The sequence below is a fragment of the Clostridium algidicarnis DSM 15099 genome, from assembly GCF_002934235.1.
Taxonomy (GTDB): Bacteria; Bacillota; Clostridia; order Clostridiales; family Clostridiaceae; genus Clostridium_L; species Clostridium_L algidicarnis.
Genome location: NZ_PTIS01000001.1, coordinates 188,354 through 208,057, shown reverse-complemented (window position 1 = coordinate 208,057; position 19,704 = coordinate 188,354). Strand labels below are relative to the sequence as shown.

Here is a 19,704-nt window from a genome sequence, read left to right as displayed (position 1 = left end):
ATATATGAAGTTTACAGTTTAATTGGCAACTTTAACCACACTGTATCTTATAACCTTATCACCTTTTTTGTATCCCTTTTGGAATACCTCTACAATTTCTTTTTCTCCCAAATTTTCATCAACCACATGCATTACTGCATCGTGCATATTAGGATCAAATCCACTATTAGTATCTATTTCTTCTATTTGTAATTTTTCTAGAGCTTCTTTAAATTGCTTTAGTGTAATCTCTACTCCTTTTTTTATATCCTCTGCACTTCCATCTGTAAGAGCAGCTCTTTCAAGATTATCTAATACAGGTAAAATGTTCTTTAAAACATCTTCACAAGCATATCCATAGATACTTTCCTTTTCTTTTGTTGTTCTTTTTCTATAATTTTCATATTCAGCTGTAACTCTAAGAAGTCTTTCTTGTAATTCATTATTTTCTTCTTTAGTTTTTAAAGCTTCATCTTTATATTTAGAAAACTCCTTAAGGTCTACTATATTATCATATTCTTCTTTTTCTAAAATCTCTGGTTCATTTACTACACTAGATTCTTCTTTAACATTTTCATCTTCTAAATTAAGATTTTCTACTTTTTCTTCTGGATTCAAATCATTTTTGTTCTTATCCATAGCTATGAAGCACACCTCATCTCTAATATATTTTTACTATGATTCCTCTTCAAGTTTTTTCAAACTGTCATTAAGCCCTTTCATAATTTTGGACATAATAGACACAATTTTTGAATAAGGAATTCGAGTGGGTCCTATAAGACCAATTGTTCCAATAGGCTTGTTTCCCACAGAATATACTGCTGATATTACACTACAATCTTTAGCTTGCTTTAAATAATTTTCTTCACCTATTTTTATGGTAAGCTTATTTGTTGTATCTAGAAGTTCTTGCATATAACCTTTATTATCAAGCAAAGAAAGAAATTCCTTAGCTTTATCTATATCATTATACTCAGGGTAATTGAATATATTAGTAGCTCCTTCAAGATAAACCTGTGAATACTCCTCATCAGTAAGCGCATCTATAAGTATTGGTATAACACCATTTATAATGTCTTCATATCCTTTAAGATCAACTTTAATATCTTTCATAACTTGACTACCCATCTTCTCTATAGGTAAGTTTTTAAATTTTTCATTTAAAACATTACTTATCTTATGAAGATTGTCTTGGCTTGGAACGTTGCATGCTTTAAGAATATTATTTTTTATAATACCTGTATAAGTTATTATAACCACAAGTATACTATTATTATCAATACTTATGAGCTGTACAGATTTCAATTGGCTCTTTTTTACAGAAGGTGTATTTAATATGCAAGTTAAGTTTGTGAGTTCTGACAACATATGGGTAGTTCCTTTTAATAGTTTATCTATCTCATATATTGCCATACTAAGTATATGTGATTTTATCTTCATCTCTTCTTCTAATGTTAGTCTTTCAACTATCATAAGTTTATCTACATAAAGTCGATATCCTTTATCTGAAGGTTTTCTTCCAGAAGAGGTATGAAGTTGTTCTAAATATCCCATATCTTCTAAATCAGCCATTTCATTTCTTATGGTAGCTGAGCTTATGCCTAAGTCATACTTTTTAGCTATGGTCCTGGATCCCACTGGTTCCGCCGTAATAATGTAATCATTAATTATAGCTTCAAGAATCTTTATTTTTCTATCATCCACATCCATGCTTTCACCTCTTTTATTAGCACTCACTCTTGTTGAGTGCTAATTGCTACGCTTTTAAAATAACATTTCAAGTTTTTTTTGTCAACATCATATTCACGTCATAATGCTAATTTATTATGCTGTAATATGCTTTTACCATTGTAAACTTTCATTTACTCATTATTGCTCTATTATACACCTTAATTTATTTAATCTATCAAAAAATCAGCTAATACATAATTAGATAATTGTATACCTTCCGCTGTAAACTTCAAATATCCATCTTCTCTTTTTAAAAGTTTCACATTTATATATTTATTAATTATATCTTTATAATAACTATCTATATCTTTACCAAATCTATTTAAAAATTCTTTTTCTTCTATACCCTTGGTCTTTCTAAGTCCCATAAACATAAATTCTTCAACATCTTCTTTAATTAAATTTTTATATTTTTCCTTGTAAGCTTGTTTATCCGTATTTATCTTTTGTATATATTCTTCTACACTTTCAACATTTTTATATCTGATGCTTTCAATATAGGATGCTGAAGATGATCCAACTCCAATATATTCATCCATACTCCAATAAACCATGTTATGTCTGCATTCTCTACCCTCTTTTGAAAAATTTGAGATTTCATATTGATTATAGCCAAAATCTTTTAATATAGATAAAAGGCTTTCATACATACCTCTTTCAACATCTTCTTCCGGCAAATTTAATGTACCTTTATTATTAAGATCATAAAACCTTGTATCCTCTTCTAATATAAGGCTATAAGCTGAAATATGCTCTGGGTTTAATTTTGCAACCTTAATTAAAGACTCCTTCCAAAGCTCAGAAGTTTGATTTGGAAGTGCAAACATCAAATCTATATTTATATTTTCAAATCCTATAGATCTGGCAAGCTCATAATTTTTTAAAAATTCGTCTACATTATGTATTCTTCCAATCTCTTTTAATAATGAGTCATCATAAGCTTGTAGACCAATGCTTAACCTATTAACCCCCATATCTTTTAACAGTTCCAATTTTTCCTTATCTAATGTTCCTGGATTACATTCTACGGTAAATTCCACATTTGGTGTTAAATTCAATTTCTTTATATGTGCTTTTAAATCTTCTAACATTTTTAAAGGCAAATAGGTGGGAGTACCCCCACCTATAAATATAGTCTTTATATTATACTGTAAAACTTTAGCATCAATTTCTTTACCTAAAGCCTTAATATAACTATCCATTAGATTATCTTTACCGCAAAATGATGGAAAATCACAATACCAACATTTACTTTTACAAAATGGTATATGTATATATAATGATATATCCTTCATAGTTACCTCCTAATTGCTTGCCAAGAGTTTCGCTTTTTTAAAAATCTAATCTACTTTTAGTACAGCCATAAATGCTTCTTGAGGGATTTCTACAGACCCTACTTGACGCATCCTCTTCTTACCCTCTTTTTGCTTTTCTAAAAGCTTTTTCTTTCTGCTTATATCTCCGCCATAACATTTTGCTAAAACATCTTTTCTCATAGCCTTTACAGTCTCTCTTGCTATTATTTTACTCCCTACAGAAGCTTGTATAGGGATCTCAAATAATTGTCTTGGAATTATTTCTTTTAACTTTTCTGCTATAGCCCTACCTTTAGCATAAGCCCTTGAATCTGGAACAATCATAGATAAAGCATCTACTATTTCTCCATTTAGCAATATATCTAATTTTACTAAATGAGTTGTATTATATCCTTTAAGTTCATAATCTAAGGATGCATAACCTCTAGTTTTTGATTTTAGTGCATCAAAAAAGTCGTATATTATTTCATTAAGTGGTATATTATAGTTTAAAACTACCCTTGTAGTTTCTATATATTGCATATCTATAAAGTCTCCCCTTCTAGATTGGCATAATTCCATAATGGCACCTACATAATCTGTAGGTGATATTATAGAGGCCTTAACTATAGGTTCCTCCATATGTTCTATTTCTGTAGGATTAGGCAAATTTGCTGGATTTGTTATTTCAAGCAGTGTTCCATCTGTCTTTATTATTTTATATATTACAGAAGGAGCTGTAGTTATAATATCTAAATTAAATTCTCTCTCTACTCTTTCTTGCAATATTTCCATATGAAGAAGTCCTAAAAACCCACACCTAAATCCAAATCCTAAAGCTGCAGAAGTTTCTGGCTCAAAGGATAATGCAGCATCATTTATTTGTAATCTTTCTAGTGCTTCTTTTAATTCACCATACTTTGCACCATCTACAGGATATATACCACTAAACACCATAGGTATAGCAGGTCTATAACCCTCTAACGCTTCTGTTGCAGGTCTAGTTGCTTCTGTTATTGTATCTCCAACTCTTGCATCTCGAACATTTTTTATAGATCCTGTTATATACCCAACTTCTCCTGCCTTTAGCTCACCAGTTGGTAGATAACTTGGAGAAAAAACTCCAACTTCAGTAACTTCATAAACCTTCTTGGTTGCCATAAGCTTGATTTGAGTTCCTACTTTAACCGATCCTTCCATAACCCTTATGTAACAAACTACTCCCTTATAACTATCATAAGAAGAATCAAAGATAAGGGCTTTTAGAGGAGCTTCTTCGTCACCTGTAGGTGCTGGAACCTTTTCTATTATAGCCTCTAGTACATCAATTATATTAAGACCTGATTTTGCAGATATTAAAGGGGCATCGGAAGCTTCAATTCCAATTACATCCTCTATTTCTTTTCTTATTTCTTCCGGTCTTGCACTTGGAAGATCTATTTTATTTACCACAGGAACTATCTCTAAATTATGATCTAAAGCTAAATAACAATTAGCCAAGGTTTGAGCTTGTATACCCTGAGTTGCATCCACTACAAGAACTGCTCCTTCACAAGCAGCAAGACTTCTTGAAACCTCATAATTAAAATCTACATGGCCAGGAGTATCTATTAGATTTAATATATACTCTTTACCATCCTTTTCTCTTTTATACATAAGCCTTGCTGCTTGGGATTTAATCGTTATACCTCTTTCTCTTTCTAGATCCATCTTATCTAAAATTTGACTTTCCATTTCTCTTTTAGCAAGCGTTCCAGTCTGCTCTAAGAGTCTATCTGCAAGAGTAGACTTGCCGTGATCTATATGAGCTACTATAGAGAAATTTCTTATATATTTTTGTCTTTCACTTTGCATATTCATCACCCATCTTTCTAGCAATAATGCTTTAGACAGTAGTCTTCACCACTATGAATTTTAATCAAAGTAAATTATATCATAATATATCTCTATTATGTATATAAAAAATTATTTCCTTATAGAATTAATTTTTATTTTTATATTGCCTTTGATTTTATCCATTGAGTAATGAAATACTTCTTTGTTTATAACTATATCAAACTTTGGCAATAAAATCTTTATATCTAGAGGGTTTTTATTATAAAATATTTTTATAGGAGCATTGTCAACTATGTTATATAAATTTAAATATTCTTCTTTTATAGATCCATCCTCGTATAATTTATGGTTTGCACTCATAGTTTCTATAGTTTCATCTTTAGTTCTATTGCATTGAACGTTTACCTTTATAAAGCCTAACACCATTATAAATAAACATGTTATGATTATAATCTTATACATACCTTTACTTTTCAAAAAGAGCACTCCTCACAATGAATTCTTATATTTAAAATAATATTATTACATTTCTTAATTCAAAATTCTATAACCCTTTTATAAGGATGCTCTTATTTATTAACTTTTATTCATAATATAGCAATTTAGGCGTTACTCTTTTCCATTCAAATATTCTGCAATAAGCCTTGCTGTATATTTAGCTGAACCTGTAGCTTCTTCTACTTTATTTATCCTAGCTCCAACCTCTATAAGTATTGCATTATTACTTAGATCTTGATTGAAGTATCTAGTTCCAACATTATAATTTGTACCTTGCCTTATAAATCCTGGGAAAAGTTCATTTGCATTACCTATCATATTTTGTACTATAGCATTATTCTTATCAAAATGGGGATTCTTCTCTGTCATTACAAACATTATTTTCGTTACGTCTTCGCCATTTAAATTCACAGTTACACTATTCTTACTTTTTACAGAATCTCTATGAAGATCAATTATAAGCTTAAAATCTCCATACTTATTTAAATACTGTGTAAGTGTTTCTCTAGATCGTGAATAGCTTTGAGTATAGGTGGTGTTATGCACTGTTTTATCATGAATCACTGATATGCCATAATTTTCTTCTAATTCTCTAGCAAGTTCATTGCCTACAGCACATACATTTTCATTTTCATCCATACTATCGTTGGAATTACTTTCTACATCAGTTGTATAGCGCTCAGATGTATGCGTGTGGTATATAAGAACCTCAGGTTTAGATGAATTAAGAGTCTTTTTCAAACTAGGATTATATGCTTTTAAAGAAGCTAAGTTAGACTGTTCTCCCTTTTGAATTTCCTTTTCAGAAAGCTTTGAAACGCTAGTATCCTCTAATTTAAAAGAACTTATTTCCTTATTTAAATTAATGGTCTTTTTACCATCATCTGATTTTAACATTGAAAAATATTTAATTTCTCTTGATATAATATTTATAGGATCTTTTCGATTAATACCTAAAGTATCCAAAACCTTATCTTTTAAAGAAAAATTTTCTTCTACTAAGTCCTCTGAATCAAAGGATAATTCCTTTACTAAGGGCATACTTTTATTTAAAATTTGAACATATATCATATTTCCCTTTTTTTCATTATAGCCAAGTCCTTGTATAGTTTTAGTTAGCAATATCATGGAAATAAGTAAAAATAAAATCATGGGTATTAGTATATAAAATTTTCGGATCTTCTCTTTTACATTTGTATAATAATATTTCATCTTAAATTCCCCCCCATATACCTTATTTATATGAGGGTCTTTTAAAAATTATAGCTTTAATTCATAAATTGATTTATATCCTCTAAATCTAGTGAAGGTTGAAGCGCAAGATTTATACCATTAGAAATTACTCTAGATACTGAGTCTACTATTATATCCACTTCTTTAGGTGTGACTATAAGGTCGCCTCCTTTTGAACTTAGTAGTTCTTCAATAAGTCGACCCTTTTCATTTTTATCTATAGACTTTAACATATTATAAAACTCGCCACCTTTAGTCGATTCTTTTATCATTTCATCTAATACAAGGTCTATACTATCATTAGCAATTGTTGCTGCATCAACTACTGTTGGAACCCCTATAGCTATAACTTTGATACCTAAGGTTTCAATATTCAAAGCTTTTCTATGATTTTTAAGTCCTGATCCTGGAGAAATACCTGTATCACTTATTTGAATAGTCCTATTAACCCTATCTAATCTTCTTGAAGCTAACGCATCTACACAAATTATAAGATCTGGTTTTGTTTTATCTACAACACCCTTAACAATTTCTACTGTTTCTATGCCAGTAAGACCTAGTACACCTGGTGATAAGGCACTAACAGATGCTATCTTTTCATCTATCTTATCTGGTATTAATTCTTTTAAGTGCCTTGTTATCATAGTTTTAGAAATAACCCTTGGTCCTAACGCATCTGGCGTTACATTCCAATTACCAAGTCCTATAACCAGCGTGTTCCTATGCTTATCTTTATTAATAATTTTTGATAAGCTATCAGCCACTACTTTACTTACCCTATTCATAGTTTCTCCATCATAATAAGTAAACTCCGGAATATCTATAGTTATATAATTCCCTATTGGCTTTCCCATGTTTTTTTCGCCTTCTTCATTAGTTATTGAAACTTTAGTAACTTTTATATCTTCATAAGGAATATCTTCTTTTACCACTATTCCTTCTGGATCCTTATTATGAGCACTGCTATACATTTCTCTTGCTTCTACCGCAAGATCTGTTCTTATTTCAAACATTAAATCACACTCCTAGTTATTTTTAAACTTATATAAATATTATTCTATTAATAAATGGGAATTATACTTGAATTCTTAAAATTTTAATGCTATAATATCACTTGTTAAATATGAAACTCGAAAGCAGATTTCCCCACGACTGCAGAGGCCATATTATGATAAAGGTGGTGAAAGTTAATGGCAAATATAAAATCTTCAATTAAGAGAATAAAGACTACAGAAGCTAAAACTTTAAGAAATAAAATGGTTAAATCTTCACTAAAGACTACTATAAAGAAGTTTGATACTGCAGTTATAGAGAAAAACGTAGAAGAAGCAACTGCAACATACAAAGAAGTAGTTAAAGCTTTAGACATGGCTGTTTCAAAGGGAGTAATACATAAAAATATGTCTTCCAGGAAAAAGTCAAGATTAGCATCAAGATTAAATACTTTATCAGCATAGTAAGTAAACCGGTAGAGATACCGGTTATTTATTTTCCACTATTTATTTAATTCATTTCTTTTATTTGTTTTTATTTTTTCTCCTATCACATTACTGTATTTATTATTAAAAGTTCTAATTCAGTCTTTTTATTTAAACTTAAGGTTTTTAAATTTCTTTCACTATTTATACAAAGTTCCATGCACCTTTTTAATTGTTTGAAACTAAACTTTTCACTTTGATGCATCATCTTATCACATATATATATATTTAATTTAAGTTCACGCGATAAAATTTCTTTACTTTTTCCTTTTGACATACCAAGTTTTAGATTAAACAAAATTTTGAACTGCCTTTCTATCATAGAAAGAATATAATTCTCTTTTTCTCCTTTAAAAATCAGTTCATTTAATATATTAGTAGCCTTTTCTGGTCTTTTTTGAGATAAAAAATCCACCATATTAAATATATCTTTTTCACTCTTTTGAGAAAACAAATCCAAAATATCTTGTTTTGTTATATTTCTTCCTTCTGTATAGCTTATTAACTTATCAATTTCGTTATTTATTATTCTCATATTATTATCTACATTGTCCACAAAAAATCTGAGTTCAATCTTACCTATAGGCTTTCCATTTTGGATAAATATATTCTCTACCTTTTTATATAACTTTTCACCTTTAAGTTTATCTACTTTTACAACTGCAACATCACCTTTTATTCTATTAACCTCAGGTGTTATTTTATCTCTTTGTTCCTTAAACACATAATATAATATAAGAATGCAATGGTCAGGAAGTGTATCTATGTATTTAGCTATTTTTTTAAAAGTTTGCTCCCCTTTTTTATCTTTTTCCCAGCTTAAAAATTCTGCCCTATAAACTTCAACCACCTTTTTTTCAGACATAAAGGGTAATGTTTCTGTGGCATTTTCAATAACCTCAAAACCTTCTTTTATACCATCTATTCTTAATAAATTTAAGTCTAGGAAACTAGGATCTAAAGTATCCTTTATTATTGTAGACACTATATCCTGAATAAGCGCTTCGTCCTCTCCATAAAGTATGTAGCACCTTTTAAATTTTTTATTTTTTATATCTTTTTCTAAAGAAATAACATCCATATAAAAATCTCTCCCTACTAAATATATACTGGCTAAATCTAATCTTATTTTAGGTTATATATATTAAATTCTGTAATTATAACACTATTAGTTTCATAAGCTCTTCTAAATCCGACTTGCTTTTTTGGTTTTAAAAGTATTATATCATAATTTTTCTTACCCCTATAGTTCATAAACTTAAAAATTCTATTTTCTTTCATAGGTAATACAGTTATACTTACCTTTCTTTCTCCATTACCAATATTGATTATTTCTACATTGGTATTATTTTTATCTTTAATATTAAATTTCAGTGGATATGTACCAATATCTTTCACTTCATCTATATTATATCCTTTAATCAAATCCTCCCCAACTTTATTCGAATTTGTTAAAAGCACATTTCTTTTTTTATAGCTTATTATATAAGCTTCCTTACCTAAAACATCTAATACTTTAATCTCTGTATAAGGCTTATAATATTCAAATATTATAAGAGTACATAAAAAGAGTGGCAGATATTTGTATTTTTTATTTCCCTTTTTAACTAACAAATAGCATATATAAATAGCTATGACTATGCAACCTTCTAAATAGCTTAAATAGCTTGTCTTTAGTGACATACTATGTAAAATATATATACCGCCATTTAAAATTTGCATTATAATTTCCACAAAGTATTTTATATATTTAATTAAAAATGTATTTAAAAATATAGCTGCACAATTACCTAATATAATTAATAGCGTAAATAGGGGCACTAAAAACAAATTTCCTATTAGAAATCCTAAATTAAAACTTCCAAAAGTAAATATCATATACGGAAATGTAAATACCTGTGCGCTCATAGTTATACTAATAGGTTCTCTCAAAAACGAAGGTAACTTATATAATTTATTATTAATAGTTTTTTGAAATAATACTATTCCTAAGGTAGCTAGAAAGGATAGGCAAAATCCTACATCCATTAGGTAGTATGGTTTTATACTAAGTAGTATTATGCCAGCTAAAGATAAAGCAGAAACCCCATCATAATTTCTATATAATTTAAAAGAAGCCTTAGACAGGAATATCATAATAAATGCCCTCCAAGTTGAAGATTTACCTCCTGTAAATATGCCATAAAAAAATGTTATAATTAAAGCTATGTTACCTCCTAAAATAGTAGAAACGAGTTTATACACTAAAGCTATATGGAATCCTGAAACACTTATTACATGAATTACCCCTAAAGATTTCAATTTTTCTTTAGTTTCAATATCAATAGAAGAATTATCTCCAAAACATAAGTTGCTTAATAAAATGCCATCCTCCACTCCAAATATAGATTGAAACTCTTCATCTAAAAAAGATCTATACCCTATTATCTTTGAATATAAATCTTGTTTTCTTTCTATTTCATTATTTAATGAAAATTCACCAATTATTCCTTTATCATATTGTATATCTTCTTTAAAATCTCCCTTAGCATATATTATATCCCCTATATCTCCTCCCTTTAAATTTTTTATATAAACCATTTTATCATTTATTATTCCTATAATCTTATATCCTTTTTTATTGTATACTCTTATTTTAACCACATCATTATCCTTTGGTAAGTTAACATTGAAGTAGCTATAAGCATTATAAAAAGAAAATATAACTATAATAATATTTATAAGAACTTCTTTGTAACTTATGCCCCTAACAAGTAATAAAATAAAAAAAGTCATAAATAAAAAAGCTAAAAATGAACTAAAAGAATAGAATATAAAAATTATAATTCCTAAAATAAAAGATACAAAAAAATAGATTAATGGTTTATCCAAAATAACACCCCCTAAAGTTAGTTATCTTGAATTTTAACCATTAATCTTTAAATTAAACCTTATATTTAATATTATAATTCCGGCTTTTGCCTTGTAAAAAGGTAACAAACAATAGAAAATATAACAAATAATATTATATCATTAATTTGCATATAAGAATGGAAATAGTTTGTAGATATAAATACTATTAAAAATAACCCTACACCTTGTACTAAAAAAAGCATTCTAGTGATAGCTTTACTTAAACTATACTTAGTTCCTCCATTAAAAGATTTTATTATAAAATAACTTGTAGCAAGTAAATATATCTGTTGCTTTGAAGATTCATTAAAAAATATTAAGTTCATCTTATAAATCCCATATATTAAGATTCCCATAATCCCCGATTTAATTATAGTCCTTAAAAATCTTATGGATATATTATCAGGTTTATTGAATTCACTATCTCTATTTATACTTATCAGTATTTTTAATGTTCCCACAGGAATCATGATTCCTACTAAAATAATTATGACATATTTATCTATATTAAAGCTTTCATATTTGAAAAAATTTAAAACTAATAAAATAATTAAAATCAATGAAGACGTAAAAAGATACTCCAATGCTCTTTTAATTTGAATAAGCAGCTTAGGGCTTAAATTTATCAATTTATTTAATTTTGATATATAATCCTTTTTTATGTAAACATCTGAAAGAGTTTTAACAGCTTCACTGCTGCTTCCTACAGCGATAGAAACACTTGCCTTATTCATTGCAGGCAGTTCAGTCATGTTCTCACCTGCACATAATACCTTTAATGCTCCTTCATTCCACTTTTCTACAATATTAACCTTATCTTCTGAACTTATTCTTGAAAATATCTTTATTTTATTTATACTTTTACTTAATTCTATGTCATCCATATACTTCATTTCAATTCCTGACCAGATTTCTTCAATAGATTTTATTAGCTTTATATCCTGACCCCAATCATTAGCTGTAAGCTTGTTTTCTTCTGTAGCTATAGCTATCCTTATACCTTTTTCTTTAAGAGATAACATCTCTTCATTTATGTTCTCTTTTAAAGGATTTTCAAATCCTGCTATGCCAAGTAATACTAAATTACTTTCTATATTTTCTAAAGCACTTGGCTCATAATTAAAATTTCTATATGCAAATCCTATAGTTCTTAGCCCCTTTGAGGATATTGATATATCTGCATTTTTTATTTCAATTACGTCCTCTGGTGTAATTTCTTTTTCTATTCCATTTTTCATTATATGAGTGCATCTTTCTAGAAGTATATCTACAGCACCTTTTATATTTGCCCTAAAATTATTATCTATTTTATTTAAACTTGTTTGAATTCTTTTATCACTATCATAAGGTATTTCAAATATTCTTCTTTGCTCCTTTAATAATACATTTTTATTTAATGAAAATTCATTTCCATACTTTATTAAAGCTTGATCTATTATATCCCCTGTTCCAGTATTCCTATTAAAGTCATAGGATCCATTATTACATAAAAGGGCTATATTTAAAAATCTATCTAGATGTATATTATTAATTTCATTTTCTTTTGATATATTATATGTAATTCCATCTGTATATATCTTTTTTATATACATATTGTTTTCGCTTATAGCACCTACCTTGTCTAAGAAGATCATATCTATACCATTCATAAGATAAAATATAGACATCCCTTTTATATATACATCTTGTTTCTTCCAGTAGTTTTTAATATATATGGAATAAATATTAAAAGCTATCAGAAAACTGCATGGAGAAAAACCTAATAATAAGTAATTTATTAGATATATAGAAGATTGTATATCTTTGCTTTTGTATAAAGTTAAAATGAATAATACAATAGTTAATACTAAAAATATAAAGGATATTAAGTTTACATTTCTAGTTACCTTATCATCAAGTCTTTGTTTTTCCTTTCTATCGTAAACTAAAACCTTTACAGTCTTCCCTATTTCAGTTTCTTCTCCAATAGCAGTTACAACACCTCTTCCACTACCTTTAATAATTTTAGATCCTTTAAATATTATGTTCTTCATGTCTGATAAAGGTATGTTTTTTTCCTCTATTTTAGTTTCATATTTTTCTGCACTATAGTCTTCCCCTGTAACCAAGGTTTCTCTTACTTTTAAATCTTCACTTTCTATTAATCTAATATCTGCTGGTGATATAAAATTCTTATCTAATATGACTATATCTCCAACCACCAGTTCCTTACAGCTTATGTTACTTATAACCTTATCCCTTAAAACTGTACATATAGTATTATTCAGATTTTGTAGTTTTCTTAAGGGTTTTTCATTTTTATATGCTATTTTAATATTAAATATAAGTGTAAAAAGTAAAAGTGCAAATATTATTATTGATATTAAAATCTCTCCAAAATATACATTCACCAAAATTAAAATTAAGGAATATAATACCCATACATTAAGTAACTTCCTCACAATTAGATTTATAATCGATAAAGGCTCATTCATTTCTAAAATATTAGCTCCAAAGGCATTCCTTCTTTTTATTATCTCTTCTTTAGAAAGTCCATTATATTGATCCGTTTTCAATGTTTCTAGTACAAAACTCCATGTCATATTATAAAACTTATTCATATAATCACCTAAACCCCATCATCTTTTATGTATTAATTTTAATTATATAAAAAATCTCATTAAAAAGCTACCTAAAATTATGTTTTAATTTTATATTCAAAAGACAATATGCTTACATGTACCATATAAATAACCTTATTTTAATAAATAGCAGTTGATAAATATCGAAATATCTATTAACTGCTATTTGTGAGCAAACCCTATGTTATTCCTTTTCTAAGGTTTTCCTCATGGTTTTTAATACTTTTTTTTCAATTCTAGAAACTTGTACCTGACTTATTCCTAGCATTTTAGCAACTTCTACTTGAGTATTGTCTTTAAAGTATCTAAGCATTATTATTTGCCTTGATTTAGCATCTAAATCTCCTAGGGCTTCTTTAAGTGCTAGTCTATCTATTAGCGAATCATCTTCTTCATACTTTTCACTAAGCTTATCTATTAAAAGTACTGGTGCGCCATCGTCTTGATGTATAGTGTCATAAAGATAATGTATGCTACTAGCAGATTCCATAGCGTATACTATATCTTCTTTATCCACTCCTGAAAACTTTGAAAGTTCATCTAAAGTAGGCTCTCTATCTAGTTCTTTGCTTAAAGCTTCTTTATCATAATGTAATTTCCTCGCTATACTTTTAACACTCCTACTAACTTTTATCATCCCATCATCTCGTATAAACCTTTTTATTTCTCCTATTATCATAGGGACTGCATAGGTAGAGAACTTTACATTATAACTTGCATCGAAGTTATTTATTGCCTTTATAAGTCCCATGGATCCTATTTGAAATATATCTTCATACTCATACCCTCTATTCATAAATTTCTTAGTAATAGATGAAACTAAGGGTATATTTATTTCTATAAGCTTATCCATTGCAAGTTTATTACCCGTTTTTGACAAAACTATAAGTTCTAAATTATCTTCATAACTATACTCTTCTTTCTTTAGTATTTCCTTATCCATATTTTCACCTATTCCAAAGGTCTAAATTTCTTTTTCATTATTACCTTAGTACCTTCTCCTTCTTTACTTAAAACCTTTAGCTCGTCCATAAAGGTCTCCATAACAGTAAATCCCATACCAGACCTTTCTAGATCAGGTCTTGATGTGTATAAAGGCTCCATTGCTCTTTCTATATCAGTTATACCAACGCCATTATCTTTTACAATAATGGTTACTTCAAAGTTCTCTATATAAGTTTCTATGAAAACCATGCCTTTTTTATTTTGGTATCCATGTATTATAGAGTTTGTTACAGCTTCAGAAACAGCTGTTTTAATATCTGCAATTTCTTCTAGGGTAGGGTCTAGTTGGGCCACAAAGGATGCTACAGCAACTCTTGCAAAGCTTTCATTTTGAGATTTGCTCATAAATTCTATTTTCATAATATTATCTACCATCTTTTATTCCTCCATTGAATATCTATAAGGCTTCTTCTAGGGTGTTATAGCTTTTTATTATCTTAAACATACCTGATAATTCAAATACCTTTTTTACCCTGTCCTTTACTTCTACTACACAAATCTCGCCATTTTTCCCTAAAAGCTTTTTATACCTACCTATAACTACCCCTATACCTGAACTATCCATAAATGTTACCCCAGAAAAATTCATTACAAGCTTGTTTATGTTATCCCTGTCTAATCTATCATCAATCTTTGCTCTTACCTCTTCTGCGCTGTGATGATCTAATTCTCCCGTTAATAAAACTATTAGTTTATCATCTTTTTTATCAAATTTAAGATACATAATCACACTCCTAATTTATTTTAAGAGCATTTCACCTCCTATAAAGTAATCTCCTAAATGAGTATATTCTATAAGGTTCATTATTTTCCTTCTTTTTCAACTAAATTCCATTTAATTATTTTATTATAATTTAAAAAGTACTATATATATCTATTAATTAGCTATTAAACGCAAAAAAAGAAGTAGAAATTAAATTCTACTTCTTTTTATACTTTAAAATTTTAATAATTAGAGTCTGATTTTCCACCTTGGCATATAGCTATGGAAGCTGAAGCTCCTATTCTCGAAGCACCTGCATTTATTACATTTATTGCATCTTCATAAGACCTTACTGCACCAGATGCTTTTACTCCCATATCTTCTCCAACAGTATCTCTCATAAGTTTAACATCTTTTGCTGTTGCTCCTCCTGTAGAAAACCCTGTGGAAGTTTTAACATAATTTGCTCCTGCTTCTTTAGAAAGTTTACAAGCCATTATTTTTTCTTCATCTGTAAGAAGGCAAGTTTCTATTATAACTTTTGTAAGCGCTTTCTTGTTTGCTGCATTTACAACGGCCTTTATATCTTCTCTTACATAATCATAATCCTTAGCTTTAAGCTTACCTATGTTTATAACCATATCCACTTCTTCGGCTCCATTTTTCAAAGCATCTTGAACTTCAAAGGCTTTAACCTCTTTAGTGTTAGCTCCTAAAGGGAATCCTATAACTGTACATACTTTAACATCACTGCCCTTTAATAGTTCTGAACATAATGCAACATTGGAAGGGTTTACACAAACTGATGCAAAATTGTGTTCTGAAGCTTCCTCACATAATATTCTAATTTGTGCCTCTGTAGCGTCTGCTTTTAATAAAGTGTGGTCAATATACTTTGCTAATATTTTTTTATCCATAATACGCCTCCTAAAACTTTTTTATAAATACTTTGATAAGTATTTCAAAAAAACTGCAAATATATTTATTAATTGCAATTTTAATACCTTATACATAATTTCATTTTATACCAATATATATAATTAAACAATATGTTTAATAGTTTTCCTACAATTAATATGTTAATTAGGCTTTAAAATTGTCTTTATACCTTTGTATCATGTTTTAAATTTATTAACTTTCTGATATAATATATAAGATAGTCACAATATACATTGTGAATTATTATTTTTTAATTTCACATATTTTTATGCTGTGTTATAATACACTTTAGTAGTAGCATATCTATATATTTTTATTTTACAAAGCATTAATAAATTCATACATTATATTATTAGAAAAGGAGTTATAACTATGGGTTTTAGAGAAAAATTAGCTAAGCACTATACAGATGCTTATATAACTAAGTATGGAGATAGATTAGCACAAATTCAAGGAAATGTAGTGTCCGTTAAAGTAGAAGAGAAGACTATACTATGGCTGTTTCATAAAATAAGTGCAATATTAATTGTAAGACCTGAAAGAAGTAAGGGAATAGTAAAGTGTATTTACAAAAAAAATAAATGGTTCAAAAAACCTGGCTTCATAAATATTAATCCAGGTCACCTTCTAGTTATTCAAGGTCTTAAATCAAAAAAGGGTAAAAAGTCTAAAGATAATAAAGAATCTATTCAGATAATGAATATCATGAATCTTACTACAAAAAAAGATTTAGTACCAGTTGATAAATCTCAGTTAAAAAAATCTCAAAAGGTTCAAAGAATAAAGCAATAAAATAAAATCTCTTCTCTAATATATTGGGAAGAGATTTTATTTTATTACAAAATCATATTACTTTTAATTGATCTAAATAATTCATTTTCTGCTTAATACTAATACTATTTATATCTAATTAATAAAAACTTGTTTAACCTTTATAATGATCTTTCTTATAAAGATACAATCCATTTATAAGTGTAATTATACCAGAAAAGAATACTATAAATAACCACTGACCAATTCCTAAAGCTGTAGTTTTAAATATGTTTTGAAATAAAGGTATATAAATTATGCCTAAAAGCATCAATACAGATATTAAAACCGCTGCTAATAAATAAATATTAGTAAATGGATTTATCTCAAATATAGAATGATTTTCAGACCTACACTCAAAAACATGAATAAGCTGAGATAAAACTAAAGTACTTAAAGCCATTGTTCTACAAACTTCAAGACTCATATTATAATATTTACCTACAATAAAAGAGAGTAAAGTACATATGCCAATAAGGCTACCTCGTATTAATATCTTTTCACTAAGACCATGTGAAAATATACTTTCATCTTTATGTCTAGGCTTTTCTAACATCACATCTTCCTCTGATGGATCTACCCCTAAAGCTATAGCTGGAAGTCCATCTGTAACTAAATTAACAAAGAGTATTTGTATAGGTGTAAGTGGATTTTCTAAATAAAATATAGATGCTAAGAACATAGTAAGAACTTCTCCAAGATTACAAGATAAAAGATATCTAATAAACTTTCTTATATTATTATAAATAGTTCTCCCCTCATCTATAGCTGCTACTATTGTGGCAAAATTATCATCCATTAATATCATAGATGAAGCCTCTTTTGTTACATCTGTACCGGATATTCCCATGGCGATACCTATATCAGCTTCTTTAATTGCTGGTGCATCGTTAACGCCATCCCCTGTCATTGCCACTATGTTACCTTGATTTTTAAAAGCCTTTACTATTCTTAATTTATGGCTTGGACTTACTCTTGCAAATACCTTTATATTTTTTACAGCCTTTTCTAGGTCTTTATTTTTAAGATTTTCTATTGTCTCACCAATCATCACCTCATCTATATTAGTACAAATACTAAGTTCTTTTCCTATGGCATAAGCTGTATTTTGATGATCCCCTGTAATCATAATAGGTTTTATGCCTGCCATTTTGCATCTTAAAACTGCATCTTTTACCTCAGGTCTCGGCGGATCTATTATACCTGCTATGCCTAAAAATATTAAATTTGTCTCTAAACTATCTCCCTTTGATAAATTCTTATCTTTATAAGCTGCAGCTATGCACCTTAATGCACTTTTAGACATTTTATCCACTGCATTTAGTATTTTTTTCTTTTTATCCAAGGTAAGCATTTCTACCTTACCATTTTCATAAATGTACCTACATCTATCAACTACTCTTTCCGGTGCTCCTTTAACATAACAACATTCTCTACCATTTTCTCTAATTATTACAGACATCATCTTTCTTGTAGAATCAAAGGGTATCTCATGTACCCTACTTGATCTTAAAACAAAGCCTTTAAGGTCCTTAGGATTTTTATAAAACATTTTAATCAATGCTACTTCTGTAGGGTCTCCTCTTAATGAATCTTTTATATTTTTTGCTTCAAAATCATAAGAACAGTCATTACAATATACAAAGGCCTTTTTTAACAATATGTTGTCTGATAAACTTATCTTTTCTAAATCATAGATATGTTGATTTTGATATACAACTTTAACTTTCATTTTATTTTCTGTAAGAGTTCCAGTTTTATCGCTACATATAATTGAAGTGCATCCTAAGGTCTCTACTGCTGGTAGCTTTCTAACCAAAGCCTTCCTTTTTAACATCCTTGATACACCTAGGGCTAAAGACACTGTAACTATTGCAGGTAATCCTTCTGGTATAGCTGCAACAGCAAGACTTACTCCAAGTAAGAACATTTCAGTGGGCTCTTGTCCTCTACTGATACCAACTAATGTAACTATTGCACAAATGCAAAGACACATTACTACAAGCACTCTACCAAGAGAAGCTAACTTTTCTTTTAAAGGCGACTTTTCTTCTTCTATGTTTTGGATCATATCTGCTATCTTTCCCATTTCAGTTTTCATACCTATGGCAAAAACTCTAGCAGTACACCTTCCTTTTAATATGGTAGTTCCCATAAATAATTTATTTTCCTTAACACCTATGCCTTTATTTGCTCCTTTTGATTCCCCTGTAAGTATGGATTCGTCTACCACAACATTTATGCCTTCAAGCAGAATAGCATCAGCTGGCACCCTATCTCCTGCCTCTAGGATGACTATGTCTCCTATGGTAATACTCTTAGCATTTATAACTGTAATCTTTTCATCACGTAAAACTTTTGCTGTAGGTGCAGCGATATTTTTAAGTGCTTCTAGCGATCTTTCTGTTTTATATTCTTGAATGAACCCTAAAATAGCATTTATTATAACAATAATTATTATTGTAATAGCATTTGCCATATCCCCCATTATTCCTGATACTATAGTTGCTGCAATAAGTATCCAAGTTATAAAGTCGTTAAATTGAGATAAAAATATAATTAAAGGTGATATCTTCTTTTTCTGATAAAGTTCATTAAATCCGTAAACTTTTTGAAGTCTTTCAGCTTCTTTAGTTTTTAGTCCCCTATATAGTTCTTTTTCTTGAAACATTTCTTGTCCTCCT

General features: G+C 28.6%; 17 protein-coding genes. 2 read left to right on the top strand and 15 right to left on the bottom strand.

The genetic code is table 11. The features are described from left to right. Window positions 1-18: 18 nt before the first annotated feature. From grpE to gpr, 7 genes are all read right to left on the bottom strand, one after another. A complete protein-coding gene (gene grpE / locus BD821_RS00990; RefSeq protein WP_104408920.1) occupies window positions 19-618 on the bottom strand; it encodes a nucleotide exchange factor GrpE in 600 nt (199 codons plus the stop codon). 36 nt (window positions 619-654) lie between these two features. Next, entirely contained in the window at window positions 655-1,689 is a 1,035-nt protein-coding gene (gene hrcA / locus BD821_RS00985; protein ID WP_104408919.1) for a heat-inducible transcriptional repressor HrcA, read from the bottom strand. A gap of 188 nt (window positions 1,690-1,877) precedes the next feature. Then, a complete protein-coding gene (gene hemW, locus BD821_RS00980) occupies window positions 1,878-3,005 on the bottom strand; it encodes a radical SAM family heme chaperone HemW (protein ID WP_104408918.1) in 1,128 nt (375 codons plus the stop codon). A gap of 45 nt (window positions 3,006-3,050) precedes the next feature. Beyond that, window positions 3,051-4,859 carry a translation elongation factor 4 gene (lepA, locus tag BD821_RS00975; RefSeq protein WP_029453436.1) on the bottom strand — a complete coding sequence of 603 codons (1,809 nt, stop codon included), beginning with the start codon at window positions 4,857-4,859 and terminating at the stop codon, window positions 3,051-3,053. A 111-nt stretch (window positions 4,860-4,970) separates the two neighbouring features. After that, a complete protein-coding gene (locus BD821_RS00970) occupies window positions 4,971-5,318 on the bottom strand; it encodes a hypothetical protein (RefSeq protein ID WP_104408917.1) in 348 nt (115 codons plus the stop codon). Window positions 5,319-5,450: 132 nt separating this feature from the next. Next, complete coding sequence (locus BD821_RS00965) at window positions 5,451-6,551, bottom strand: stage II sporulation protein P (protein WP_104408916.1); 1,101 nt, start codon at window positions 6,549-6,551, stop codon at window positions 5,451-5,453. A 56-nt stretch (window positions 6,552-6,607) separates the two neighbouring features. Continuing rightward, on the bottom strand, window positions 6,608-7,585 hold the full coding sequence (gpr, locus tag BD821_RS00960) for a GPR endopeptidase (RefSeq protein ID WP_104408915.1): 978 nt from the start codon (window positions 7,583-7,585) through the stop codon (window positions 6,608-6,610). A 177-nt stretch (window positions 7,586-7,762) separates the two neighbouring features. On the opposite strand from gpr, the gene rpsT reads away from it, so the two are divergent. Next, the gene (rpsT, locus tag BD821_RS00955) at window positions 7,763-8,029 is read left to right on the top strand and encodes a 30S ribosomal protein S20 (protein WP_029453440.1); all 267 of its coding nucleotides are present in this window, start codon (window positions 7,763-7,765) and stop codon (window positions 8,027-8,029) included. Between the two features lie 85 nt (window positions 8,030-8,114). Here rpsT and holA read toward each other — a convergent pair whose 3' ends face one another. The 7 genes from holA to deoC form a co-directional block, all read right to left on the bottom strand. After that, window positions 8,115-9,131 carry a DNA polymerase III subunit delta gene (gene holA, locus BD821_RS00950; RefSeq protein ID WP_104408914.1) on the bottom strand — a complete coding sequence of 339 codons (1,017 nt, stop codon included), beginning with the start codon at window positions 9,129-9,131 and terminating at the stop codon, window positions 8,115-8,117. A gap of 44 nt (window positions 9,132-9,175) precedes the next feature. Next, on the bottom strand, window positions 9,176-10,921 hold the full coding sequence (locus tag BD821_RS00945) for a ComEC/Rec2 family competence protein (protein WP_104408913.1): 1,746 nt from the start codon (window positions 10,919-10,921) through the stop codon (window positions 9,176-9,178). A 71-nt stretch (window positions 10,922-10,992) separates the two neighbouring features. Then, on the bottom strand, window positions 10,993-13,542 hold the full coding sequence (locus BD821_RS00940; RefSeq protein ID WP_104408912.1) for an HAD-IC family P-type ATPase: 2,550 nt from the start codon (window positions 13,540-13,542) through the stop codon (window positions 10,993-10,995). A gap of 205 nt (window positions 13,543-13,747) precedes the next feature. Next, entirely contained in the window at window positions 13,748-14,506 is a 759-nt protein-coding gene (gene sigF, locus BD821_RS00935; protein ID WP_104408911.1) for an RNA polymerase sporulation sigma factor SigF, read from the bottom strand. Between the two features lie 8 nt (window positions 14,507-14,514). After that, window positions 14,515-14,943: an anti-sigma F factor gene (gene spoIIAB / locus BD821_RS00930; RefSeq protein WP_104408910.1), complete on the bottom strand. Its 429-nt coding sequence runs from the start codon at window positions 14,941-14,943 to the stop codon at window positions 14,515-14,517. A gap of 22 nt (window positions 14,944-14,965) precedes the next feature. Beyond that, window positions 14,966-15,292: an anti-sigma F factor antagonist gene (gene spoIIAA / locus BD821_RS00925; protein WP_029453446.1), complete on the bottom strand. Its 327-nt coding sequence runs from the start codon at window positions 15,290-15,292 to the stop codon at window positions 14,966-14,968. A 221-nt stretch (window positions 15,293-15,513) separates the two neighbouring features. Further along, a complete protein-coding gene (deoC, locus tag BD821_RS00920) occupies window positions 15,514-16,188 on the bottom strand; it encodes a deoxyribose-phosphate aldolase (protein ID WP_104408909.1) in 675 nt (224 codons plus the stop codon). A gap of 394 nt (window positions 16,189-16,582) precedes the next feature. Between deoC and BD821_RS00915 the strand changes: the two genes are divergently transcribed. Next, complete coding sequence (locus BD821_RS00915) at window positions 16,583-17,002, top strand: hypothetical protein (protein WP_104408908.1); 420 nt, start codon at window positions 16,583-16,585, stop codon at window positions 17,000-17,002. 133 nt (window positions 17,003-17,135) lie between these two features. On the opposite strand, the gene BD821_RS00910 is transcribed toward BD821_RS00915, so the two are convergent. Continuing rightward, on the bottom strand, window positions 17,136-19,691 hold the full coding sequence (locus tag BD821_RS00910) for a calcium-translocating P-type ATPase, PMCA-type (RefSeq protein WP_104408907.1): 2,556 nt from the start codon (window positions 19,689-19,691) through the stop codon (window positions 17,136-17,138). Window positions 19,692-19,704: the final 13 nt, after the last annotated feature.

Excerpts from the sequence above, each read along its gene's own strand:
- grpE (WP_104408920.1), bottom strand. The coding sequence starts at position 618 with ATGGATAAGAACAAAAATGATTTGAATCCAGAAGAAAAAGTAGAAAAT.
- hrcA (WP_104408919.1), bottom strand. The coding sequence starts at position 1,689 with ATGGATGTGGATGATAGAAAAATAAAGATTCTTGAAGCTATAATTAAT.
- hemW (WP_104408918.1), bottom strand. The coding sequence starts at position 3,005 with ATGAAGGATATATCATTATATATACATATACCATTTTGTAAAAGTAAA.
- lepA (WP_029453436.1), bottom strand. The coding sequence starts at position 4,859 with ATGCAAAGTGAAAGACAAAAATATATAAGAAATTTCTCTATAGTAGCT.
- BD821_RS00965 (WP_104408916.1), bottom strand. The coding sequence starts at position 6,551 with ATGAAATATTATTATACAAATGTAAAAGAGAAGATCCGAAAATTTTAT.
- gpr (WP_104408915.1), bottom strand. The coding sequence starts at position 7,585 with ATGTTTGAAATAAGAACAGATCTTGCGGTAGAAGCAAGAGAAATGTAT.
- rpsT (WP_029453440.1), top strand. The coding sequence starts at position 7,763 with ATGGCAAATATAAAATCTTCAATTAAGAGAATAAAGACTACAGAAGCT.
- holA (WP_104408914.1), bottom strand. The coding sequence starts at position 9,131 with ATGGATGTTATTTCTTTAGAAAAAGATATAAAAAATAAAAAATTTAAA.
- BD821_RS00940 (WP_104408912.1), bottom strand. The coding sequence starts at position 13,542 with ATGAATAAGTTTTATAATATGACATGGAGTTTTGTACTAGAAACATTG.
- sigF (WP_104408911.1), bottom strand. The coding sequence starts at position 14,506 with ATGGATAAGGAAATACTAAAGAAAGAAGAGTATAGTTATGAAGATAAT.
- spoIIAB (WP_104408910.1), bottom strand. The coding sequence starts at position 14,943 with ATGGTAGATAATATTATGAAAATAGAATTTATGAGCAAATCTCAAAAT.
- spoIIAA (WP_029453446.1), bottom strand. The coding sequence starts at position 15,292 with ATGTATCTTAAATTTGATAAAAAAGATGATAAACTAATAGTTTTATTA.
- deoC (WP_104408909.1), bottom strand. The coding sequence starts at position 16,188 with ATGGATAAAAAAATATTAGCAAAGTATATTGACCACACTTTATTAAAA.
- BD821_RS00915 (WP_104408908.1), top strand. The coding sequence starts at position 16,583 with ATGGGTTTTAGAGAAAAATTAGCTAAGCACTATACAGATGCTTATATA.
- BD821_RS00910 (WP_104408907.1), bottom strand. The coding sequence starts at position 19,691 with ATGTTTCAAGAAAAAGAACTATATAGGGGACTAAAAACTAAAGAAGCT.